The organism is Flavobacterium frigoris (assembly GCF_900111075.1).
Lineage (GTDB): Bacteria > Bacteroidota > Bacteroidia > Flavobacteriales > Flavobacteriaceae > Flavobacterium > Flavobacterium frigoris.
In genome coordinates this window covers 72,034-88,167 of the sequence record NZ_FOFZ01000003.1, presented here as the reverse complement: position 1 = coordinate 88,167, position 16,134 = coordinate 72,034, and the positions used below count along the sequence as shown (strand labels likewise).

Below are 16,134 nucleotides of genomic sequence, written 5' to 3'. Positions count from 1 at the left end.
TAAAAAAGAGTAGATCATTAACTTTTAATTTTAGTATTATGAAAACAAATTTTTTAAAAATGGGATTTCCCATTGCAGTAGTTGTTTTTGCGATTGCGGGAGCTTTCGCTAACAATGTTTCAAGTTCTAATTTAAGCAGCACAATTGATGTTAATGGACGTCTTCCTATTTCCTGTCAGGAAACAAACGTAAAGTGCTCAACAGTTCCAAATCCGCAAATGTGTACCTCTAGTGGTCAGCAGCTTTACCGTCTGAATGCTGAGGGAACCGATTGTCCGGATGCGCTATTTAAAAAAATTTAATAACCGTTCTTAAGCCAATATTTATTGGTAATACAATGCTGGATTTTTTTTAAAATCCAGCATTGTTGTTTTTAATTGCTACTCAAATTATCTCTAAATGGTTTCTCCTTAAGATAATGATCGAACCATTCTTTGGTACGCTGTGTCAAGTCATTTTTTGTCTCCCGTTTTAAAAAGGAGTGGTTTTCTCCTGGATATACTAAAAATTGGTTTGGCTTTTGAAGCCTACGCAAGGCTAAATGCAGTTCGAGTCCTTGCGTCCAACTTACCATTGTATCCTCCAGGCCAGACCATATTAATAATGGGGTGTTGATTTTTGCAGCCTGTGCTACAACTGAGTTCTCAATGTATCCCTGATAATCTTCAAAGAGGGAAACTCCCATGCGTTGTTGCTGCGATTCGTATCTCCACATCCTAGTAGTACCGCCGGCACCATCCAGACTAAGGTATTGGCTTACAAAGTCGGTAAGTGGACAACCTGCTACCGCTGCAGCAAAAATATTGGTTTGCGACACAATATAAGCTGTTTCATAACCGCCAAATGAGGCTCCCGTCAATCCAATGTGTTGCTCTTCTACTATCCCTTTTGCAGTCACTGTTTTTACTGCTGCTACTACACAATCCGCAGCTGATTTACCGGGTTCACCTACTTGATACGCTATATCAGGATATAAAACAAGATAACCGTCCAAAGTGTAATTGGTAAGAGGAAATGCATCTATTGCATTTTCTGCTGGATTGAAATAATGATGTAGAATATTCGATTGTTTTTCGTAAATATGTACGATCATGGGGTACTGTTTGCCTTTTTGAAAATTGGACGGATAGTATAACACTCCCTGTAGTGGAGTCCCTCTAGAGTCGGTATACGAAATCAGTTCGTTATGCCCCCAATCAAAATGGTTCTGTTGTAAGTTGGTTTGTATCAAAATTTTTGGCTGTTTCTCTTTCTCAGTCTTAAACATCAATCTTGGGGATAATTTAAAAGACTGTTCTCTGTATATGTAGCTTGCGGATTGTTCTGCCTTTATCAAGTGATCTATCATTCGGTCTTTATACACCATTTTTTTTATATTTCCTTCTGGATGCCAATAAAAATAGCCTGAAGATTTGTCTTCTCCAATAGCTTCCACAAATAACCCTTTAGACAGGTCAAATTTATTCCCACTCAATACCGCATTTCCTAACAACAGTGAATCCGTATAGCTGTCCTCTGCGATTCTGTATTGAATACGTTTTTCACGGCCTTGTGTTATTCTTTTTTGTGATTTTCCATCGGCAGACAATAACCAAATATCATATTGATCATAAACAATCAGATATTTTTCATCCACTGACCATCCCGGACTTCCGTAAGGCGGGGCAGTGCCTCCACAATCATAATCCACCTCATCTATGGGGATTCCCAAAGGCAATGTCAGATTGATATGGCTATCCTCCTTAATATTGTAAACCCACCAATGCTTTTCTTTAAAATAGTTGATGAAATTTCCGGACCCGGAACTCTTGATAAAATCATATTTTCGGATCTGTTTTTCCAGTATTTTTTTGCTTTGTCCAGTACGCACATCTGTTAGTACATAATCAACAGGACTGGCAATTTCATACTGTGGTTCATATTGCAGCGGATTATGGTTTAAAGCATAATTTCCATCTGCCATTAACTGCGTTTTTGGAAACTCATCGGTTCCTATATTAAATAATTTGTTTTCCTCGGGCCACCACACTACCATTTTGGAATTGTATTGCCAGCTTTCTGAATTCTTTTGGCTAGGGTAGGTCCATGGTGTTGCACCATCCCATACCTGTACGATTTCCTTGTCCTTGCTTTCCAATTTCGGAGCGGTTGTATAAAAGAAAACCTTTTTGCCATCCGTTGCCATCTCCAAAGGGTTTTTTGCTGGCGGTGTTACAATTTTCAGCCCCTTAAGTATATCTTCAGCAAGTAAGGGATCCAGAATATGCAGGTTGGGAACCCCATCCATATGATTGACGAAATACAGTTTGTGATTGGTTCCTTGGTATTGATCCTGCGGGAGTTCCTGTAAAAAAGCCAGTGCATTTGCCTCTTTATTCCAAATCAAGTTTTTAAAGCGTTTTGCGGAACTCTGAATTATTTCCGAAGTACGAAAGTAGTCGTCAATCCAAATTAATTTTACGGCGTTTTGTTGCTTTGTTATAAAAGCCGCGATTTTCCCATTAGGACTAGAACGATATTCCGCAATGTCTTTTGCATTATATTTTTGTCCAGTTCCCAAATTCAGAATACAGAGTTCCTGTTCCAGTCCTGTTTTTTTAAGGAAAGCCAAATATTTACCATTTGCTAGAAATTCATACGATTCAACATCTGCAGTCCATTGGCATTTTCCAGTTTTTAAATTCAATATCCCAAGTCCTTTTTCGGGTGCTATTGCAGCCCACCATTTTCCATCTCGACTGAAATTTTCGTCTGTTGCTAAAGGAAAAGTATATTTTTTGCTACCATAAGTTTGCTGTACAATAATAGTATCCTTTCCTGAATCATACGACAGATTATAACTCACCCACAGACCATCAGCAGCTAATTTCTCGGAGTTAAGTGTACTCCATTGGCTGTAATCAGCAGGAGAAACTTTTCTTTTTACTGAAATCTGTCCCCATATAGTTACAGATCCCAATAAAAAAAGAAGTAAAATCATATGCTTTTTGATTAATAATATAGTGTCTTTCATAATTTAGTATCCTTGATTTTGAGGTAGTAAATGACTGTTTGCTAAAAGTTCAGATGCAGGTAGTGGAAGTAAATTATCTCTATCTTTCCATGCTGGTTTAATTACACTCAAAACAGTACCAGCTTTTCCAGTACGTTTTAAGTCAAACCAACGGTGCCCGAATTCAGTAAACAATTCCACTCTTCGCTCCTGTAAGACAGCTTGTGATAGTTCCTCTGGAGTACTAGAACTCGTATTTGTTAAAGTTGCTCTTTGTCTTATCTTATTGATATCGTTTTTGGCTTCAGCTAGTTTTCCTAAATGTACTCTAGCTTCAGCTCGAATTAAGTATTGCTCGTCTAATCTAAAAATAATGGAATACTCCTGAGATGTTCCTGAATTCGTATCGAGCTTGTATTTAAAAGGGAAATAATAGGTGTCTGTTCCATCATTCACACTACCCAACCACTGATTTTTTCTTTGATCTCCAGTTTCAAAGGCATTGAGTAAGTCCGGACTTATAGCTTCAATATTTGGCGGCGCACTAGTAAAAATAAAAGTTCGACCTTCTATTGTATTTAAGCCCGCAACACCAGGATGCAATTGCCAAATCGTGGAAGGACTGTCTTTCAAGAAAACTAAATCCAAGTTATCCTGCCACTGGTAAAGGGCTGTTTTATTGATAATAACACTCGCTTCATTTTCAGCTAACTGCCAGTTTTCCGTATATAAAAATACTCTAGCCAGTAAGGCCGAAACGGTATATTTATTGGGACGGATTCGTTGAGCGGAAGTATACGACTCGGGTAATAGCTCTTTTGCTTCTAGTAAGTCTGCTATAATTTGGTTGTAGACGTCTGCTTGGGTCTGCTTTGAAATCATAGTGTTTATTTTATAATCGGTACTGGTGATATAGGGAATATCTCCAAACAAGTTTACCAAATTAAAGTGTATAAAAGCGCGGATAAATAGCGCTTCTCCCTTCAAGCGGTTTCGATTATCTCCTGTAATCGCTGTTGAATTATCTACACCTTCTACTATAGCGTTTGCAGCGTAAATTTGATTGTAGCTAGAATTCCATAAAACGGAAACCCCACTATTGGAAGGTAACAGTGTATGGGAATAGAAGTTTTGTAAGGGGGAGTCACTAACCCCGTAGTAAGTTAATTCATCCGCATAATTTCCTAACAGACTGGAAAGTCCATCAGAATTCCCTGAAATCATGCTGTAATCTCGCATTTGTGCATAGCAGTCGGAAAGAGCTGCGGTAGCTGTTTTTACATCTTGAAAAACCGCAGTTTTGATTAGTTGCGTCTTCGGGAGATCCGTTTCAGTAAAACTATCGCAACTAAAAAGCCAAAGGCAAATAATAACTATTAAAGCAGCTATTAATCCAACTTGTATTTGTCTGTAATATTTCATCTTGTTAATTTTTATGTTATAAACCCAGTTGCACACCCAATGAGATCTGACGCAATGGTGCTATGAAAAAGGAAGATTGGTTTTCAGGATCTGCTCCTTTGTAGTTCGTAAAAGTCAGTAGATTTTGTGCCTGTAAATAGACTCTAGCAGTATTAATAGCCGATCCTTTGGTAGGAATTGTGTACGATAGACTAACACTTTTTAAACGGATGTAAGATGCATCACTGATTGTTGCACTACTATTGCTGTAAGAAGACCAAGCATCGAGCGCTTCTCCATTTTCTCCAGTAGTATACAATTGCGTGTGAGAGTTTGATCCATCCACCGGCCAATGGTTTTCTATAGCTATAGGTTGATTGACCATATCTCCAGCCCAAGAAGTGTTGTATAAATAATTTCGTGCTTTTTGTTTTACAAATTGGAATAAGAAATCCATGGACCAATTTTTATAGCTTAATTGATTTGCAAAACCTCCAAACCATTTGGGAGCATTGTCTTCAACCCATTGCTGATCGTTGGGGCTACTAATTTGTCCATCACTATCATAATCTTCGAAAGAATACAGTCCGTTTTGTGGATTGATTCCTGTATAGTGATATACTTTTTGAATACTAATAGATTGTCCAATTAGGTATCTATTAGCGTAGGGAGAGCTTTCTAGATTAGGAAATTCCAACAACTTGTTCGTGGGTAGACTTAGATTGAAATTCGAAGTCCAATTCCAGTTTGTAGAGCGGAATGGTTCGACTAGTAATTCCAGTTCTAATCCCGAATTTTGAACTGTTGCATTTAGATTGGCTTGTAAGGAAGAAAACCCTGTAGTTCCTGCTAATGGGATACCTACTAATTGGTTAGAAGATCGGTTGCGGTAATAAGCTGTACTTAAAAAAACACGATCGTTAACAAATCCTAATTCTATAGCAATTTCTAATTTTTTATTCGTTTCCCAAGCAAAATTAGGATTGAATAGTCTCGAAGGCTGGAGTCCGATGATACCATTATAATTGTTTCCTGTAACATCATAGGTGTCTAAGAACTGGTAATCGCCAATTTGATCGTTTCCAGAGGTTCCATAGCTAGCTCTAAGTTTTCCAAAGCTAAGAAAGGTACTAGTATCAAGTAAGGATTCTTTTGAGAATACCCAAGCGGCACCAACAGCGGCAAAATTAGCAAAGCGGTTATCAGGTCCAAATCGGCTGGAACCATCGCGTCTGCCCGTTGCATTTAGGATGTATTTGCTTTTATAATTGAAATTAATTCGGCCAAAAAAAGCTTGGTATTTATATTCAGAAAAGGTGTTGCTTGAAATACTTAAGCGCGATGCGGCGGCAAGATTATATATCAAACCGTTACTGGGAAACCCCGAGCCTGTTTGTGCTAACTGACTGGACTTTTGATCCTGAAAAGTAGCTCCTGCAAGGATATTAATCTCGCTTTTACCTATTTTTTTTAGCCAACTTAGTTGTGGTTCAATTGTCCATGAATGGCTTGATGCATTGTTTAGGTAGAGAGTAGAACGTTCACTACCAATTCCAAACGCAGGATTATACATTGTAGATGGATTGATGCGACTTTCCTCTACTCGGTTATCGGTGTAACTTAGGCTCGTTTTTAATTCTAAACCCTCTAAAATTTGATAGGATAGCAATGTATTGGCAATCAACGCAGCGGTAGTAGCAGTATATCTTCCATTTAAGGTAGCTAGAGGGTTGGTCCAGGAATTTTTTTCCCAGTTTAGATTTCCATTTGCATCATACAAAGCGGGTGCATTAGGAGCAAGAACCGCTGCCTTGTAGGTAAAATCAGATGGGGGAAGTATGTTTTTATCGGCAGTATAAGTTGCTGAAAGGTTTATTTTGAAACGACCGTCTTCAGTACTGTGAGTCAGGCTGGTATGTACCGCCCCTTTACCGTACTTTGCATCTCCTGGAAAAACGGTGGTTTCCTTGTGCATTGTACCGCTTATTAAATATTGGGTTCCAGAACTGCCTCCAGATAAGCTAGCCTGTAGATTATTGGTTGTTGCAGTCCCTCCAATTAGTTCTTTTTGCCAATTGGTATACCTTGTTTGATCCCATTTTCCATTGACGTCATAGGCATAACCAGGATAGGTTGTGATCCCATCATTTGAGAAAGCTTCACGGCGCATAGACAAGTATTGGTCCGTATGCATTAAATCGAGTGTACGGGTTAGTGTTCCAAAGCTGCTGTAGGCATTTAAGTTAAATTTTGTTTTTCCTGCTGTGCCTTTTTTGGTAGTAATCAGGACAACACCATTAGCACCACGAGATCCATAAATAGCGGTTGCATCTGCATCTTTGAGTACTTCTATACTTTCTAAGTCAGATGGATTAATACCGTTTAATGGACTGGTAGTACCCGCAAGTATACCTGAAGAAGCGGAACTGAAACCCAGCGATTGCGAGCTGTAAGGCACGCCATCCACGATGTATAGTGGCTCGTTGCCTTCGGCACGGATGCTATTAATCCCACGAATTTGGATAGTAAAGCCACCACCAGGTACTCCTGTGGCTTGTGTAATATTGACGCCAGACATACGTCCTTGCATGGCTGCTAACGGATTAGTCACAGGCTGTTTTTCAATATCCTTTGCCGTAATTTTAGCGATACTTCCAGTACGTTCGCTTTCTTTAACGGAATAGTAGCCCGCATTAATTTTGACTTCCTGTAGTGAAGTCGCATCTTCTTGCATACTAATAGTTAAGATAGAGCGTCCATCAACAGGAATAGTTAGGGTTTTGAAGCCCATAAAGCTAAAAATAAGCTTATCGTTGGGTAATGCATTGATAGTAAATTTCCCGTCAAAGTCAGAGATAGCTCCTTTTTGTTGTCCTTTTATAGTTATGGTTACGCCAACTAAAGGTCCTGTACCATCAGTGATGGTGCCGCTTATTTGGTTTTGTTGCGGCGAATACTGAATTGGCTTCAGGGCAGTTTTTGATAAAGCAGGGGTGTAGGAGATTAGGAACCCAAATACAATCAGGTACCAAAAAGCCAATCCACCCTTGTAAAATGATTTTTTTTTCATAATATTGGGTTAGTTAATTGAAACGTTAGTTTTGTTAGCAATGGTCCTCTAGTCAACCGCCAAGAAGAGTTAGAGGGCCATTTTTTTTGTTTTAATAGCCTGTACTGCATTTTTACTAATTCAAAATAAAGAACAAGACAGCACAGGCATTTAGTAGAGATTCTTTTTTTAAATCATAGGCAAGCGAAAGTTTATACGGTTAAACAGTAAGGATCAATGCGAGACCGTAAAAAAATGAAGAGGCAGTGCTTAGAATGGAAGTTGAGTTTAGCCTAAATAATAGGCATAAAAAATGGCATGGAACTCAGCTTACTGCGTTAGAGGTACTGGTATACCTGGAAACAATAAGTGAGCCCACGCCATGGGACGTGAGCATCTTACTTATTATCTCGTTTCTATCAAATTACCAGTTTTCTAACGCGAGATTCTAAGCGAATGCTTCAAATATTTTATATGAAGAATCGCAAATATATGTATTCAATTACAAACTTACTAAAAAAATATCAAACTGTCACTATCGTGACAATAAATATGGTTAATAATATATTCTTTTGTCTAAATGGCTAGTAAAACAAATAATAAATCTTCAGACGCTAAGAAAGAAGCAGTTGTATTTCTGCTTGACCAATTTATATGTGATTACATAAGAAATGAATGGTTACATGTTAATAGGCCTGTTCTCTCTCAAGCACAAGAATTAGGAGTACATCGACATATTATAAAGAAAATCCTAGATGACCAACCTTATAGAGTACCGATGTCAACATTAGCAATCATTTGTTTTTACAAAAAAATTGCTTTATCGGATTTTTTCAAATTAATAGAAATAAAATATGGTTCTAGAATAAATGATGATTTCATATTAAAAACAAAAAAAGATGCTTAAGCATCTTTTTTTATGTCTATAAATCTTCCCTAATTACATATTGAAATTCCCTAATGGCATGAAAACTAGAAAATTATTTCGTAAATTTTGAACTTAATTAAAGTTTCAACATATGGAATGGTATGAAACAATAGGGGGTGTTATTATGTAATTTATAGGTCTTTATGTGACAAGGAAGTTTTATGAGTTTATGAGGGATTATAATAAAAAAATTAGCAGGAGGAATAGAGGGAAGGGTTGAAAAGATAATGGGAGGTGTTTTTTTTTTTTTTGGTTTTGTTTTCGTGAAAGCCTATTACGAATTAAAATTATTACGGAATACTTTTACTTACGGCAATTTTAGCAATATCACTAAAAGTGGGTATTGTAAGAATAGTTAAAAAAACCTTTATTTACCAACTACGATATATAGCTTAATTTAGGGTGAAACTTTAAAAAAAGCGTTAATGTTGATTTTATACACGAGTTATGTGACACTTTACCTAAAAAACGAGAAAAACTAAAGAAATAATTAATGGAATTAAGGAAAATAATAATTCACGAATTAATAAAAGAAAAAGAAAGTAATAACGTTGAAATCGTTCTTTCAGAGGAATTAGTTCCAAATAACGATGAATCGACAGCTTTGATATCTGCCCTTTCTGATAGTTATAAAAGTGACAAGATTTTATATGCAATATTTGACAATTCAGAAGGAAAATATTTTCCGGAAAAATTTGCTGAATATAGAGAAAATAATAGAAACGATAACGATTTTATTTCTTTTACGAAACTTGTTATGGGAAATTTGGTTGGATTCATAAAACCAGTTATTTTTGCAACGGGTGGATATTTTATTTTTGCAGAATATATTGAAAATGGCTATAATTTTGTCTCTATTTTTTTAATTCGTGATGTTGAAGGTAAAATTTTAAGAAAAACTCGAAATTCATTTTCAATTCAGACTGTAGAATATGTAGATACAAAAAATCTGGCTATGGCTTGTAGAATAAATGAGAATCGAATTGACGAAGAAGAAATAAATTATCTTTCATTTACACAATTAAGACAACAAGAAGTTTCTGAATATTTTAAAGCTTGGATTTCTATTCAACAAATTGAAAGCAGTATTGATTATACTAAAGCTTTATATACAATTATAACCCAAATTGTTCCACCAATTGATCCAGATACTACCTTACCGTATCCAATTGAAACTTTTAGAAATTTAGTTTATAGTTATACTTCTTCAAGTCCAAATGACACTGTTAACATTAGAGATTTAAGCCAACATTTTTACGGAAACCCAAATACCGTTTCGGATTATGCAAATGAAAACAATATATCATTAGACACTGAATTTAGATATAATAAAAGACAACTAAAAAAATTTGTTAAACTTGAAGTAAATCGAGATGGTATCAATTTAAAATTTTCTAGAGGAACTTTAAACGAAAAAATTAGAATTTCAGAAGATGATCCAAATATTGTTATAATCGAATCAGCAAGTTTTGCAAATGCATTAAGAGTTGAAATAGAAAACAACTAATGATAGATTTTCATAAAAATATATTTAAGGTATTTAAAGAATCTGAATTTTCTATAAATTCAGACGATATTGTTTTTCAATATTGTAAGAGTATTGAAAAACAATTATCTGCTTTAAGTTTAAAATTTCTAAAAATCAGGGAAGAATTTATAACTGTTGAAAAAAAAGATTTAGATTTAAATATATTTGAAAAGTTAGAAGATTACCTAAAATTAAATGAAGTAGTAAAAAAGGGAAACGTTTTAATTATCAATAAAGAAAGCGTTCCGCTCTCTTTAATTGATAATATAACTTTTACTAATTTCATTGTAGATGAAAATAATTTTTTCTTTTCTAATTCAAGGTCATTCTACGAATTTATTGAATTTATAAAATCACAGGAAATGGATTCTGATGAAGCATTTCATTTTGTAGATTATGTAAACAAAACTAATAGAAAAATCGTATTTACAAGTTTGAGTGAAAAAGGACGGTTAATCATAAATTACTTTAATGAAATACATTCCTTCGATAGCAAAATTAATTATAGTATTTCGTTGGAAGAATTTAAATCTTGTTTTATTAAAGAAAATTTACATTTACCAAAATTTTTAAAAAATTCAATTATTGAATTTTCGTCAAAAAGTAAAAAAGAAATTAGAGTTAATGAGCTTTTTGAAAATTTAGATAAAATAATTAAAAATGCGAAAATAAATTTTGAAATATATTTGAATAATTTGTCCATCGATTCTATTAAAAAGGAATATGATGAATATAAAACCAAATACTTTAAAGAAATTTCAGATATACTATCTAATATAACACAAAAAATAATTGGACTACCGATTGTTATTGCTACAACACTGTTTGCATTAGAAAAGATTCAAATTTCAGTTCAATTTTTATTGATGATTATTATAACAATATTAGTTACTAATATTTATTTGATTCTTTTATTAAAAATAAATTTTAATGATTTATCATACATAAAGACTATTGCAGAAAGAGATTATAAAAAAATAATTTCAAATAAATTTTTTGCTGTTTTCCCTGAAGAAAGAGAATATTTTACAGAAATAAAAACACGATTAGATACGAGAGTTAAGCAGTTAAAAAACATTTGCGAAACTTACTTTTGGATTATTGGGATAACAAACATCGGATTAAACATATTAATTTTTAATAAGTTAGAATTATCTTCAGGATTTGTTTTTATGATTAGTATAATCTCCTTTGGAATATTTGCGTTTGCTAGAAATATTATTTTAGAACTAACAGAAAATAAAAGCGTCGCATAACCGGTATGGGTTTGTGGGGCTTGAAAAGCCAACAATGAACCCGCGGTTAGCTGTAACCTTAAAAAAAAATGAACGAAAGAGAATATTTTGAAATAAGTGAAAACAAAAAACTTCCTGCAAGATGCCCTATTTTGGAATATTGCACGAGAAGAGCTTATACTCTATATTTTTTAAATGAATTGAAAGGTGGCGAAAATAAAAGTATCGTAGAAATACTGCAAAAAAATGATTTATTAAAATCCGATTTTGATGAAAAATCTATTAATTTGGCAGGAGAAATACCTTCATATATAAATGGAAAACAATACAAGGTTTATGAAAATTTTTGTCCAGAAGTTAACTTATTTGACTCAATCGGATTTAGACATTCTCAAAATACAGCCAGTATAAGTGGCGAATGGGATGATTTAAGAAATGATAAATTCAAAAATTTCAATTATAGACATTATAGCGAATGTGCTGAATTTAGTAAAATTCACTACGAAAAAAATACGAGTAAAAGAAATATGACAGAAAAACGAAAAAACCCAACCTACAGACAAAAAGTTAGGCTTCTACAAGAATCAAAAAACAAATGTGCCTTTTGTGACTTTTCAGATGCAGGGAGAATTCAATTTCATCATATTGATGAGAATTCAGCAAATACAATATTAGAAAATTTAATTTCTGTTTGTCCCAATTGTCATTCATTAATTGGTGAAAAAGCAATTACAGAAGATGAAGTTCTAATAAAAAAATCGAATTTAAAAAATGAATATTTATTAGAGGATAAGGCGAATAAATCAAATATTGAAATATCAAATAGTACATTTCACAATCCTATTTTGGGAAACAATAATGTAGTGAATTTGACTGTGAAAAACCAAATGCAGAAAAAAAAGGTCATCCAAAAATACCCTGAAGGCTCAATCGGACAAAATGTTATTATGTATAATTATTCAAAATATTTAGCTGATAGATATTCCGAATTTAAAAATTTTGAACTAAAACCTAAAGGACAAGAATTTAACTACGCAAGTTTTTATGGTAAAGTGAAAAAAGACTTTAAATCAGGTGGCTTTTTTCATATTCCACAAACACGTTTTTTAGAATTAACTTCATATTTACAAAAAAATATAGATAGAACTATTTTAGCAAAAGTGAATAAAAGTAAAGGAGTTTTGAAAAATTATTCATCATTCGAAGACTACGAATTACAAAATAAATAAAAAGTCTACAGCTAGCAGCTAAGGGGTCGTTGGGCTTGAAAAGCCAACAATAAAGCTACGGTTGAACCGCCTGTCCCGATTTTTCGGGACAACCAATTACATACCATCAATACTATGGAGTTATCATAAAGTAAATTTAAGAATGTTAAGAGGCTAGTACGCCTCTTTTTTTGCAGTTTTATAAGAGCAGTTTTTTTCGTGATTTCCTTAATTAATTGAACAAGATAAATGATCCGAAAAAGCATATACAAAACGAACTTGATTATGTGGTATAAGAGTATCTTCTAAATTCAAAATTACACTCTGAGTACGCGGTATTTCAGTGATGTGTTACATTATTAAATATACAACTTTTCTTGCTTTTGTTTTATATTAAGCGTTATATTTGAAAGAATATAACTACGTTTTTTTACAGACTGACGTTAGCGGTAATACGCCGAAAAAATGAAAAAGGACAGTTATTTTGATTGATTTCGCTTAAATGTCTAACAATTTTCCTCTATCCATTTATATAAATAATCAATAGCTAATCCCATACTAAAAAGATTAGTTCTTAAATGCAACGCTGGAATATCTTTATCTTTTTCACGATGAGTTATTGTCCGAATACAATTTGGACATTTATAATGATCGTGTGAGGCTTTTGTTCGAAGATATTTACAGTTGTGTGCTTTTAGAAACGAAACCCAATCTTTCGTTTTTACTGGTCTATTATTTCCCATTTATAAAAATTAGCAAGCTACTTTATATTGCTTATTTTTTCTAATGGTAACATTTTCTAATCCTTGTAACAATCCATTTTCGTCAACAAATAATTTAGAAAAATTCTTTCGATGATAAGGAACTTGTGAAAATCCAAGTTTAACTAATTCTAATTTTCTTTGTTCTGCTCCCAATTTCATAAAATCTTCACAAAAAGTTTCAACATTTTCATCTAAGGAATTAATTGCTTCTTGTTCTGTAGAACCATATCCACTAATCATTAAAGAAGGAATAATAGATATAAAATGATCTCCATCTTTGCCACTAACGACAGTAGCTTCCAGAGTTAAATCACCTCCTTTAATTCGTATAGTATCTTCTTGAGGTTGAATTTCAAGAGGAATTTTTGTTAATTTAGCCATAACATTGAAGTTTTATATATATAAATATATATGGCAAATATATGGAAAAAAAGAAACTTAAAATTATTTTTAAAGGAAACTTAACTTTTGATTTAGTACACCGCTAAACATGTAGCAAACTAGGTAAAAAAAACTTAAAAGCAAGTCAATCAAGAATGTTGAGAGGTTTTTTTTCGTTTAGTTGGTATTGTCTAAGACCTGCTAATTGGTTTGCGCTAATATAGGGGAATTAGTAGCTTGTAGGTTTTCTTTTAACCTTTTTGTTAGGCAATCAAAAGTAATGAGGCCATCTTTTCTATTTTTGAGACAGAGCTAACCTTACCCACAAATGGATTTTTTTTATTTTAAAAATGTTTTGGAACCACTCGCTGTTTTTGCGGTTCCTATCCAAAAGGCGAAGCCGAAAATTAGGGTTTATGTCTTCTAAACTTTAAAAGCGCATTTGTAGGCGGGAAATTCCAGTTATGTGTTGTAATCTTATAAATAAGAATAATCCTCTTTTTACGCAAGTATTTTGTTATATTTGGTGGTAATACAACGGAGGTCTTTTCACAGACTGACGTTAGGCGCAACTTTAAAAAAATGAAGGAATGAAAGAAGAAAATGGCAATTTAAAATTTATTATTTTATTGCTATCAATATCATTAATATGGGTTTGGAGTTGGATATTTATTGACATACTTGTCCCAATTGAACAAAGATCAAACTTCGGAGATAAGTTTGGTTTTATTAATTCATTATTTTCGGGTTTAGCACTTGCTGTTATAATTTACTCAATAATTCTTCAACAAAAAGAACTAAATCTTCAGAGAAAAGAATTGTCAGACACAAGACAAGAATTTAAAGACCAAAATTTTCAAACAACTTTTTTTAATCTAATAAAAACACAACAACAAATTGCTAATGAGATTTCAACAACTATTGTTAATCTAAAATAATATAACTCATATTCATATTATGAAACTAATGGACGTACATTTTTTATGCGCTCAAAGTTTGAGCTCAAAAGAATAGAACAAGCTCTTAAATTTCCTTTTGAAAATTTTAAAGAATGGGATGAATATGATGAACATTTACATGCTCCTGAAAGTGAATGGGAAGAAAATAGTTTGTTTAAAAGTAGAAAATTAGCTTATACTTTAAAATATTATAATATTAATAACCAAGATTGGGATAATGCTCAAAAACTAAATGATTTGGAGCTTATCAAATTTATTTACGTTAAGTTTTTTAATAAATTCTCACACGTTTATGGTCATTATTTTAGACATATATACCATATTTTACTGTTTATAGACAAATCAGAAGAAGAAAAAAAAGCTCAATTAATACAAGCAGATGAAAAGACGAAAGTTGAGAACGAATTTTATCAATATGCAAATTTTGTACAAGCACAAATGACCACGCCGGAATTATTTCTAACATTTTATAATTCACTAGCTTTTCCTAAATTTAAAAAATTAATTGTAAAATATAATTCACTTGAAAACTTACAAAAAGAAGAGTTAATATATAAAAAACATAATAACGTGGAAGGAATAAATTTAAAGAGCAGAGAAGATATTTTAAGTTAAAAAAAGCAGCGCCTAACAATGAGAGCTGTGTTGAAAAGGCAACAATTAAGCCTGCGTTGAACGGAAACTAGAGGCAGTTTAATTTCTGTATATTTACTTCCTAATTAATAAAATAAAGATCGTTTTAAGTTTTTTAGACGAATTGACTTTAGTGGCAATTTTAAACGACATTACAAGGACAGTAAAATTCTCTCAATAATTATAGAAATATGCAGACAGACAATTTATTAAAACAAGTAAGCTTCATAAAAGAGATAGACAAGTTGAAATACATTCAACGCAAAACCAAATTATTTAACAGCGATAGACACGAAAATGATGCAGAACATAGTTGGCATTTAGCAATGATGACAATTGTATTGGCAGAACATTCGGACAAACCGATAGATGTACTTAAAGTTTTGAAAATGGTTTTAATCCACGATATCGTGGAAATTGATGCGGGTGACACTTTTATTTACGATTCTACAAAAAGCCATACAAATACCGAAGAGGAACTTATTGCCGCAAAGCGAATATTTGGACTTTTACCATCAGAACAAGCCGAAGAACTCACATCTATTTGGGAAGAATTTGAAGAAGGTAATACGGACGAAGCAAAATTTGCAAAATCAATGGATAGATTTGAACCACTATTGCAAAACACTTCAAATAATGGTGGAACTTGGACTGAATTTAATGTGCCGTATAAAAAAGTTTATGATAAGAAAAAAGCAATTAAAAACGGTTCGTCTGCAGTTTGGAATTATGCAGAGAATTTAATAAACGAAAGTGTGGACAAAGGAATTCTAATAAAAAAAACTAACTGACCGCCAAGAAAGACGGCCACTAACAGCTAAGCTCGTTGCGTACGCAGCACGAACTATGAAAGCTAAGTTGAGCGGAACTGGATGAGTTTTAAGAAGCCACAGATTTAGATGCCGCAATAATACTATATAGAAGTCATTATATGAGTATATTTTGACAAACAGATAAAATACTTTTTTACCATCAAGTATTTTTGAATATTGATCCGCCTTAGTACTGGTGGATAGATGTGATAGAAGCGCCTCAAGAATAAAACCTAACAGCTCA

General features: G+C 33.2%; 12 protein-coding genes. 8 read left to right on the top strand and 4 right to left on the bottom strand.

Annotated elements, in window-relative coordinates; genetic code table 11:
- Window positions 1-38: 38 nt before the first annotated feature.
- The gene (locus BMW63_RS05875; RefSeq protein ID WP_074722234.1) at window positions 39-302 is read left to right on the top strand and encodes a DUF6520 family protein; all 264 of its coding nucleotides are present in this window, start codon (window positions 39-41) and stop codon (window positions 300-302) included.
- Between the two features lie 71 nt (window positions 303-373).
- Here BMW63_RS05875 and BMW63_RS05870 read toward each other — a convergent pair whose 3' ends face one another.
- Genes BMW63_RS05870 through BMW63_RS05860 form a run of 3 tightly spaced genes read right to left on the bottom strand, consistent with a single transcriptional unit; the run spans window position 374 to window position 7,463 of the window.
- On the bottom strand, window positions 374-3,013 hold the full coding sequence (locus tag BMW63_RS05870; protein WP_074722232.1) for a S9 family peptidase: 2,640 nt from the start codon (window positions 3,011-3,013) through the stop codon (window positions 374-376).
- A gap of 3 nt (window positions 3,014-3,016) precedes the next feature.
- Window positions 3,017-4,414, bottom strand: a complete 1,398-nt coding sequence (locus BMW63_RS05865) for a RagB/SusD family nutrient uptake outer membrane protein (protein WP_074722230.1) — start codon at window positions 4,412-4,414, stop codon at window positions 3,017-3,019.
- Between the two features lie 16 nt (window positions 4,415-4,430).
- Entirely contained in the window at window positions 4,431-7,463 is a 3,033-nt protein-coding gene (locus tag BMW63_RS05860) for a SusC/RagA family TonB-linked outer membrane protein (protein ID WP_074722228.1), read from the bottom strand.
- Between the two features lie 559 nt (window positions 7,464-8,022).
- Between BMW63_RS05860 and BMW63_RS05855 the strand changes: the two genes are divergently transcribed.
- From BMW63_RS05855 to BMW63_RS17870, 4 genes are all read left to right on the top strand, one after another.
- Window positions 8,023-8,349 (top strand): helix-turn-helix domain-containing protein, encoded by a 327-nt coding sequence (locus tag BMW63_RS05855; RefSeq protein ID WP_074722226.1) that lies wholly within the window; start codon window positions 8,023-8,025, stop codon window positions 8,347-8,349.
- A gap of 514 nt (window positions 8,350-8,863) precedes the next feature.
- The gene (locus BMW63_RS05850; protein ID WP_074722224.1) at window positions 8,864-9,877 is read left to right on the top strand and encodes a nucleoid-associated protein; all 1,014 of its coding nucleotides are present in this window, start codon (window positions 8,864-8,866) and stop codon (window positions 9,875-9,877) included.
- Complete coding sequence (locus BMW63_RS05845) at window positions 9,877-11,154, top strand: hypothetical protein (RefSeq protein ID WP_074722222.1); 1,278 nt, start codon at window positions 9,877-9,879, stop codon at window positions 11,152-11,154. Before BMW63_RS05850 ends, BMW63_RS05845 begins: the two co-directional genes overlap by 1 nt.
- A 68-nt stretch (window positions 11,155-11,222) precedes the next feature.
- Window positions 11,223-12,362 (top strand): HNH endonuclease signature motif containing protein, encoded by a 1,140-nt coding sequence (locus BMW63_RS17870; RefSeq protein WP_083380359.1) that lies wholly within the window; start codon window positions 11,223-11,225, stop codon window positions 12,360-12,362.
- Between the two features lie 731 nt (window positions 12,363-13,093).
- Here the strand turns inward: BMW63_RS17870 and BMW63_RS05830 are convergent.
- On the bottom strand, window positions 13,094-13,486 hold the full coding sequence (locus BMW63_RS05830) for a hypothetical protein (RefSeq protein ID WP_074722218.1): 393 nt from the start codon (window positions 13,484-13,486) through the stop codon (window positions 13,094-13,096).
- Window positions 13,487-14,076: 590 nt separating this feature from the next.
- Between BMW63_RS05830 and BMW63_RS05825 the strand changes: the two genes are divergently transcribed.
- The 3 genes from BMW63_RS05825 (at window position 14,077) to BMW63_RS05815 (ending at window position 15,869) form a co-directional block, all read left to right on the top strand.
- Complete coding sequence (locus tag BMW63_RS05825) at window positions 14,077-14,424, top strand: hypothetical protein (RefSeq protein ID WP_074722216.1); 348 nt, start codon at window positions 14,077-14,079, stop codon at window positions 14,422-14,424.
- A 45-nt stretch (window positions 14,425-14,469) separates the two neighbouring features.
- Window positions 14,470-15,060, top strand: a complete 591-nt coding sequence (locus BMW63_RS05820; RefSeq protein ID WP_074722214.1) for a putative phage abortive infection protein — start codon at window positions 14,470-14,472, stop codon at window positions 15,058-15,060.
- Between the two features lie 209 nt (window positions 15,061-15,269).
- On the top strand, window positions 15,270-15,869 hold the full coding sequence (locus BMW63_RS05815; RefSeq protein WP_074722212.1) for an HD domain-containing protein: 600 nt from the start codon (window positions 15,270-15,272) through the stop codon (window positions 15,867-15,869).
- Window positions 15,870-16,134: the final 265 nt, after the last annotated feature.

Bases quoted from the DNA above. Each gene is read 5' to 3' on its own strand.
- BMW63_RS05860 (WP_074722228.1), bottom strand. From the start codon at position 7,463: ATGAAAAAAAAATCATTTTACAAGGGTGGATTGGCTTTTTGGTACCTG.
- BMW63_RS05825 (WP_074722216.1), top strand. From the start codon at position 14,077: ATGAAAGAAGAAAATGGCAATTTAAAATTTATTATTTTATTGCTATCA.
- BMW63_RS17870 (WP_083380359.1), top strand. From the start codon at position 11,223: ATGAACGAAAGAGAATATTTTGAAATAAGTGAAAACAAAAAACTTCCT.
- BMW63_RS05820 (WP_074722214.1), top strand. From the start codon at position 14,470: ATGCGCTCAAAGTTTGAGCTCAAAAGAATAGAACAAGCTCTTAAATTT.
- BMW63_RS05830 (WP_074722218.1), bottom strand. From the start codon at position 13,486: ATGGCTAAATTAACAAAAATTCCTCTTGAAATTCAACCTCAAGAAGAT.
- BMW63_RS05855 (WP_074722226.1), top strand. From the start codon at position 8,023: ATGGCTAGTAAAACAAATAATAAATCTTCAGACGCTAAGAAAGAAGCA.
- BMW63_RS05865 (WP_074722230.1), bottom strand. From the start codon at position 4,414: ATGAAATATTACAGACAAATACAAGTTGGATTAATAGCTGCTTTAATA.
- BMW63_RS05875 (WP_074722234.1), top strand. From the start codon at position 39: ATGAAAACAAATTTTTTAAAAATGGGATTTCCCATTGCAGTAGTTGTT.
- BMW63_RS05850 (WP_074722224.1), top strand. From the start codon at position 8,864: ATGGAATTAAGGAAAATAATAATTCACGAATTAATAAAAGAAAAAGAA.
- BMW63_RS05815 (WP_074722212.1), top strand. From the start codon at position 15,270: ATGCAGACAGACAATTTATTAAAACAAGTAAGCTTCATAAAAGAGATA.
- BMW63_RS05870 (WP_074722232.1), bottom strand. From the start codon at position 3,013: ATGAAAGACACTATATTATTAATCAAAAAGCATATGATTTTACTTCTT.
- BMW63_RS05845 (WP_074722222.1), top strand. From the start codon at position 9,877: ATGATAGATTTTCATAAAAATATATTTAAGGTATTTAAAGAATCTGAA.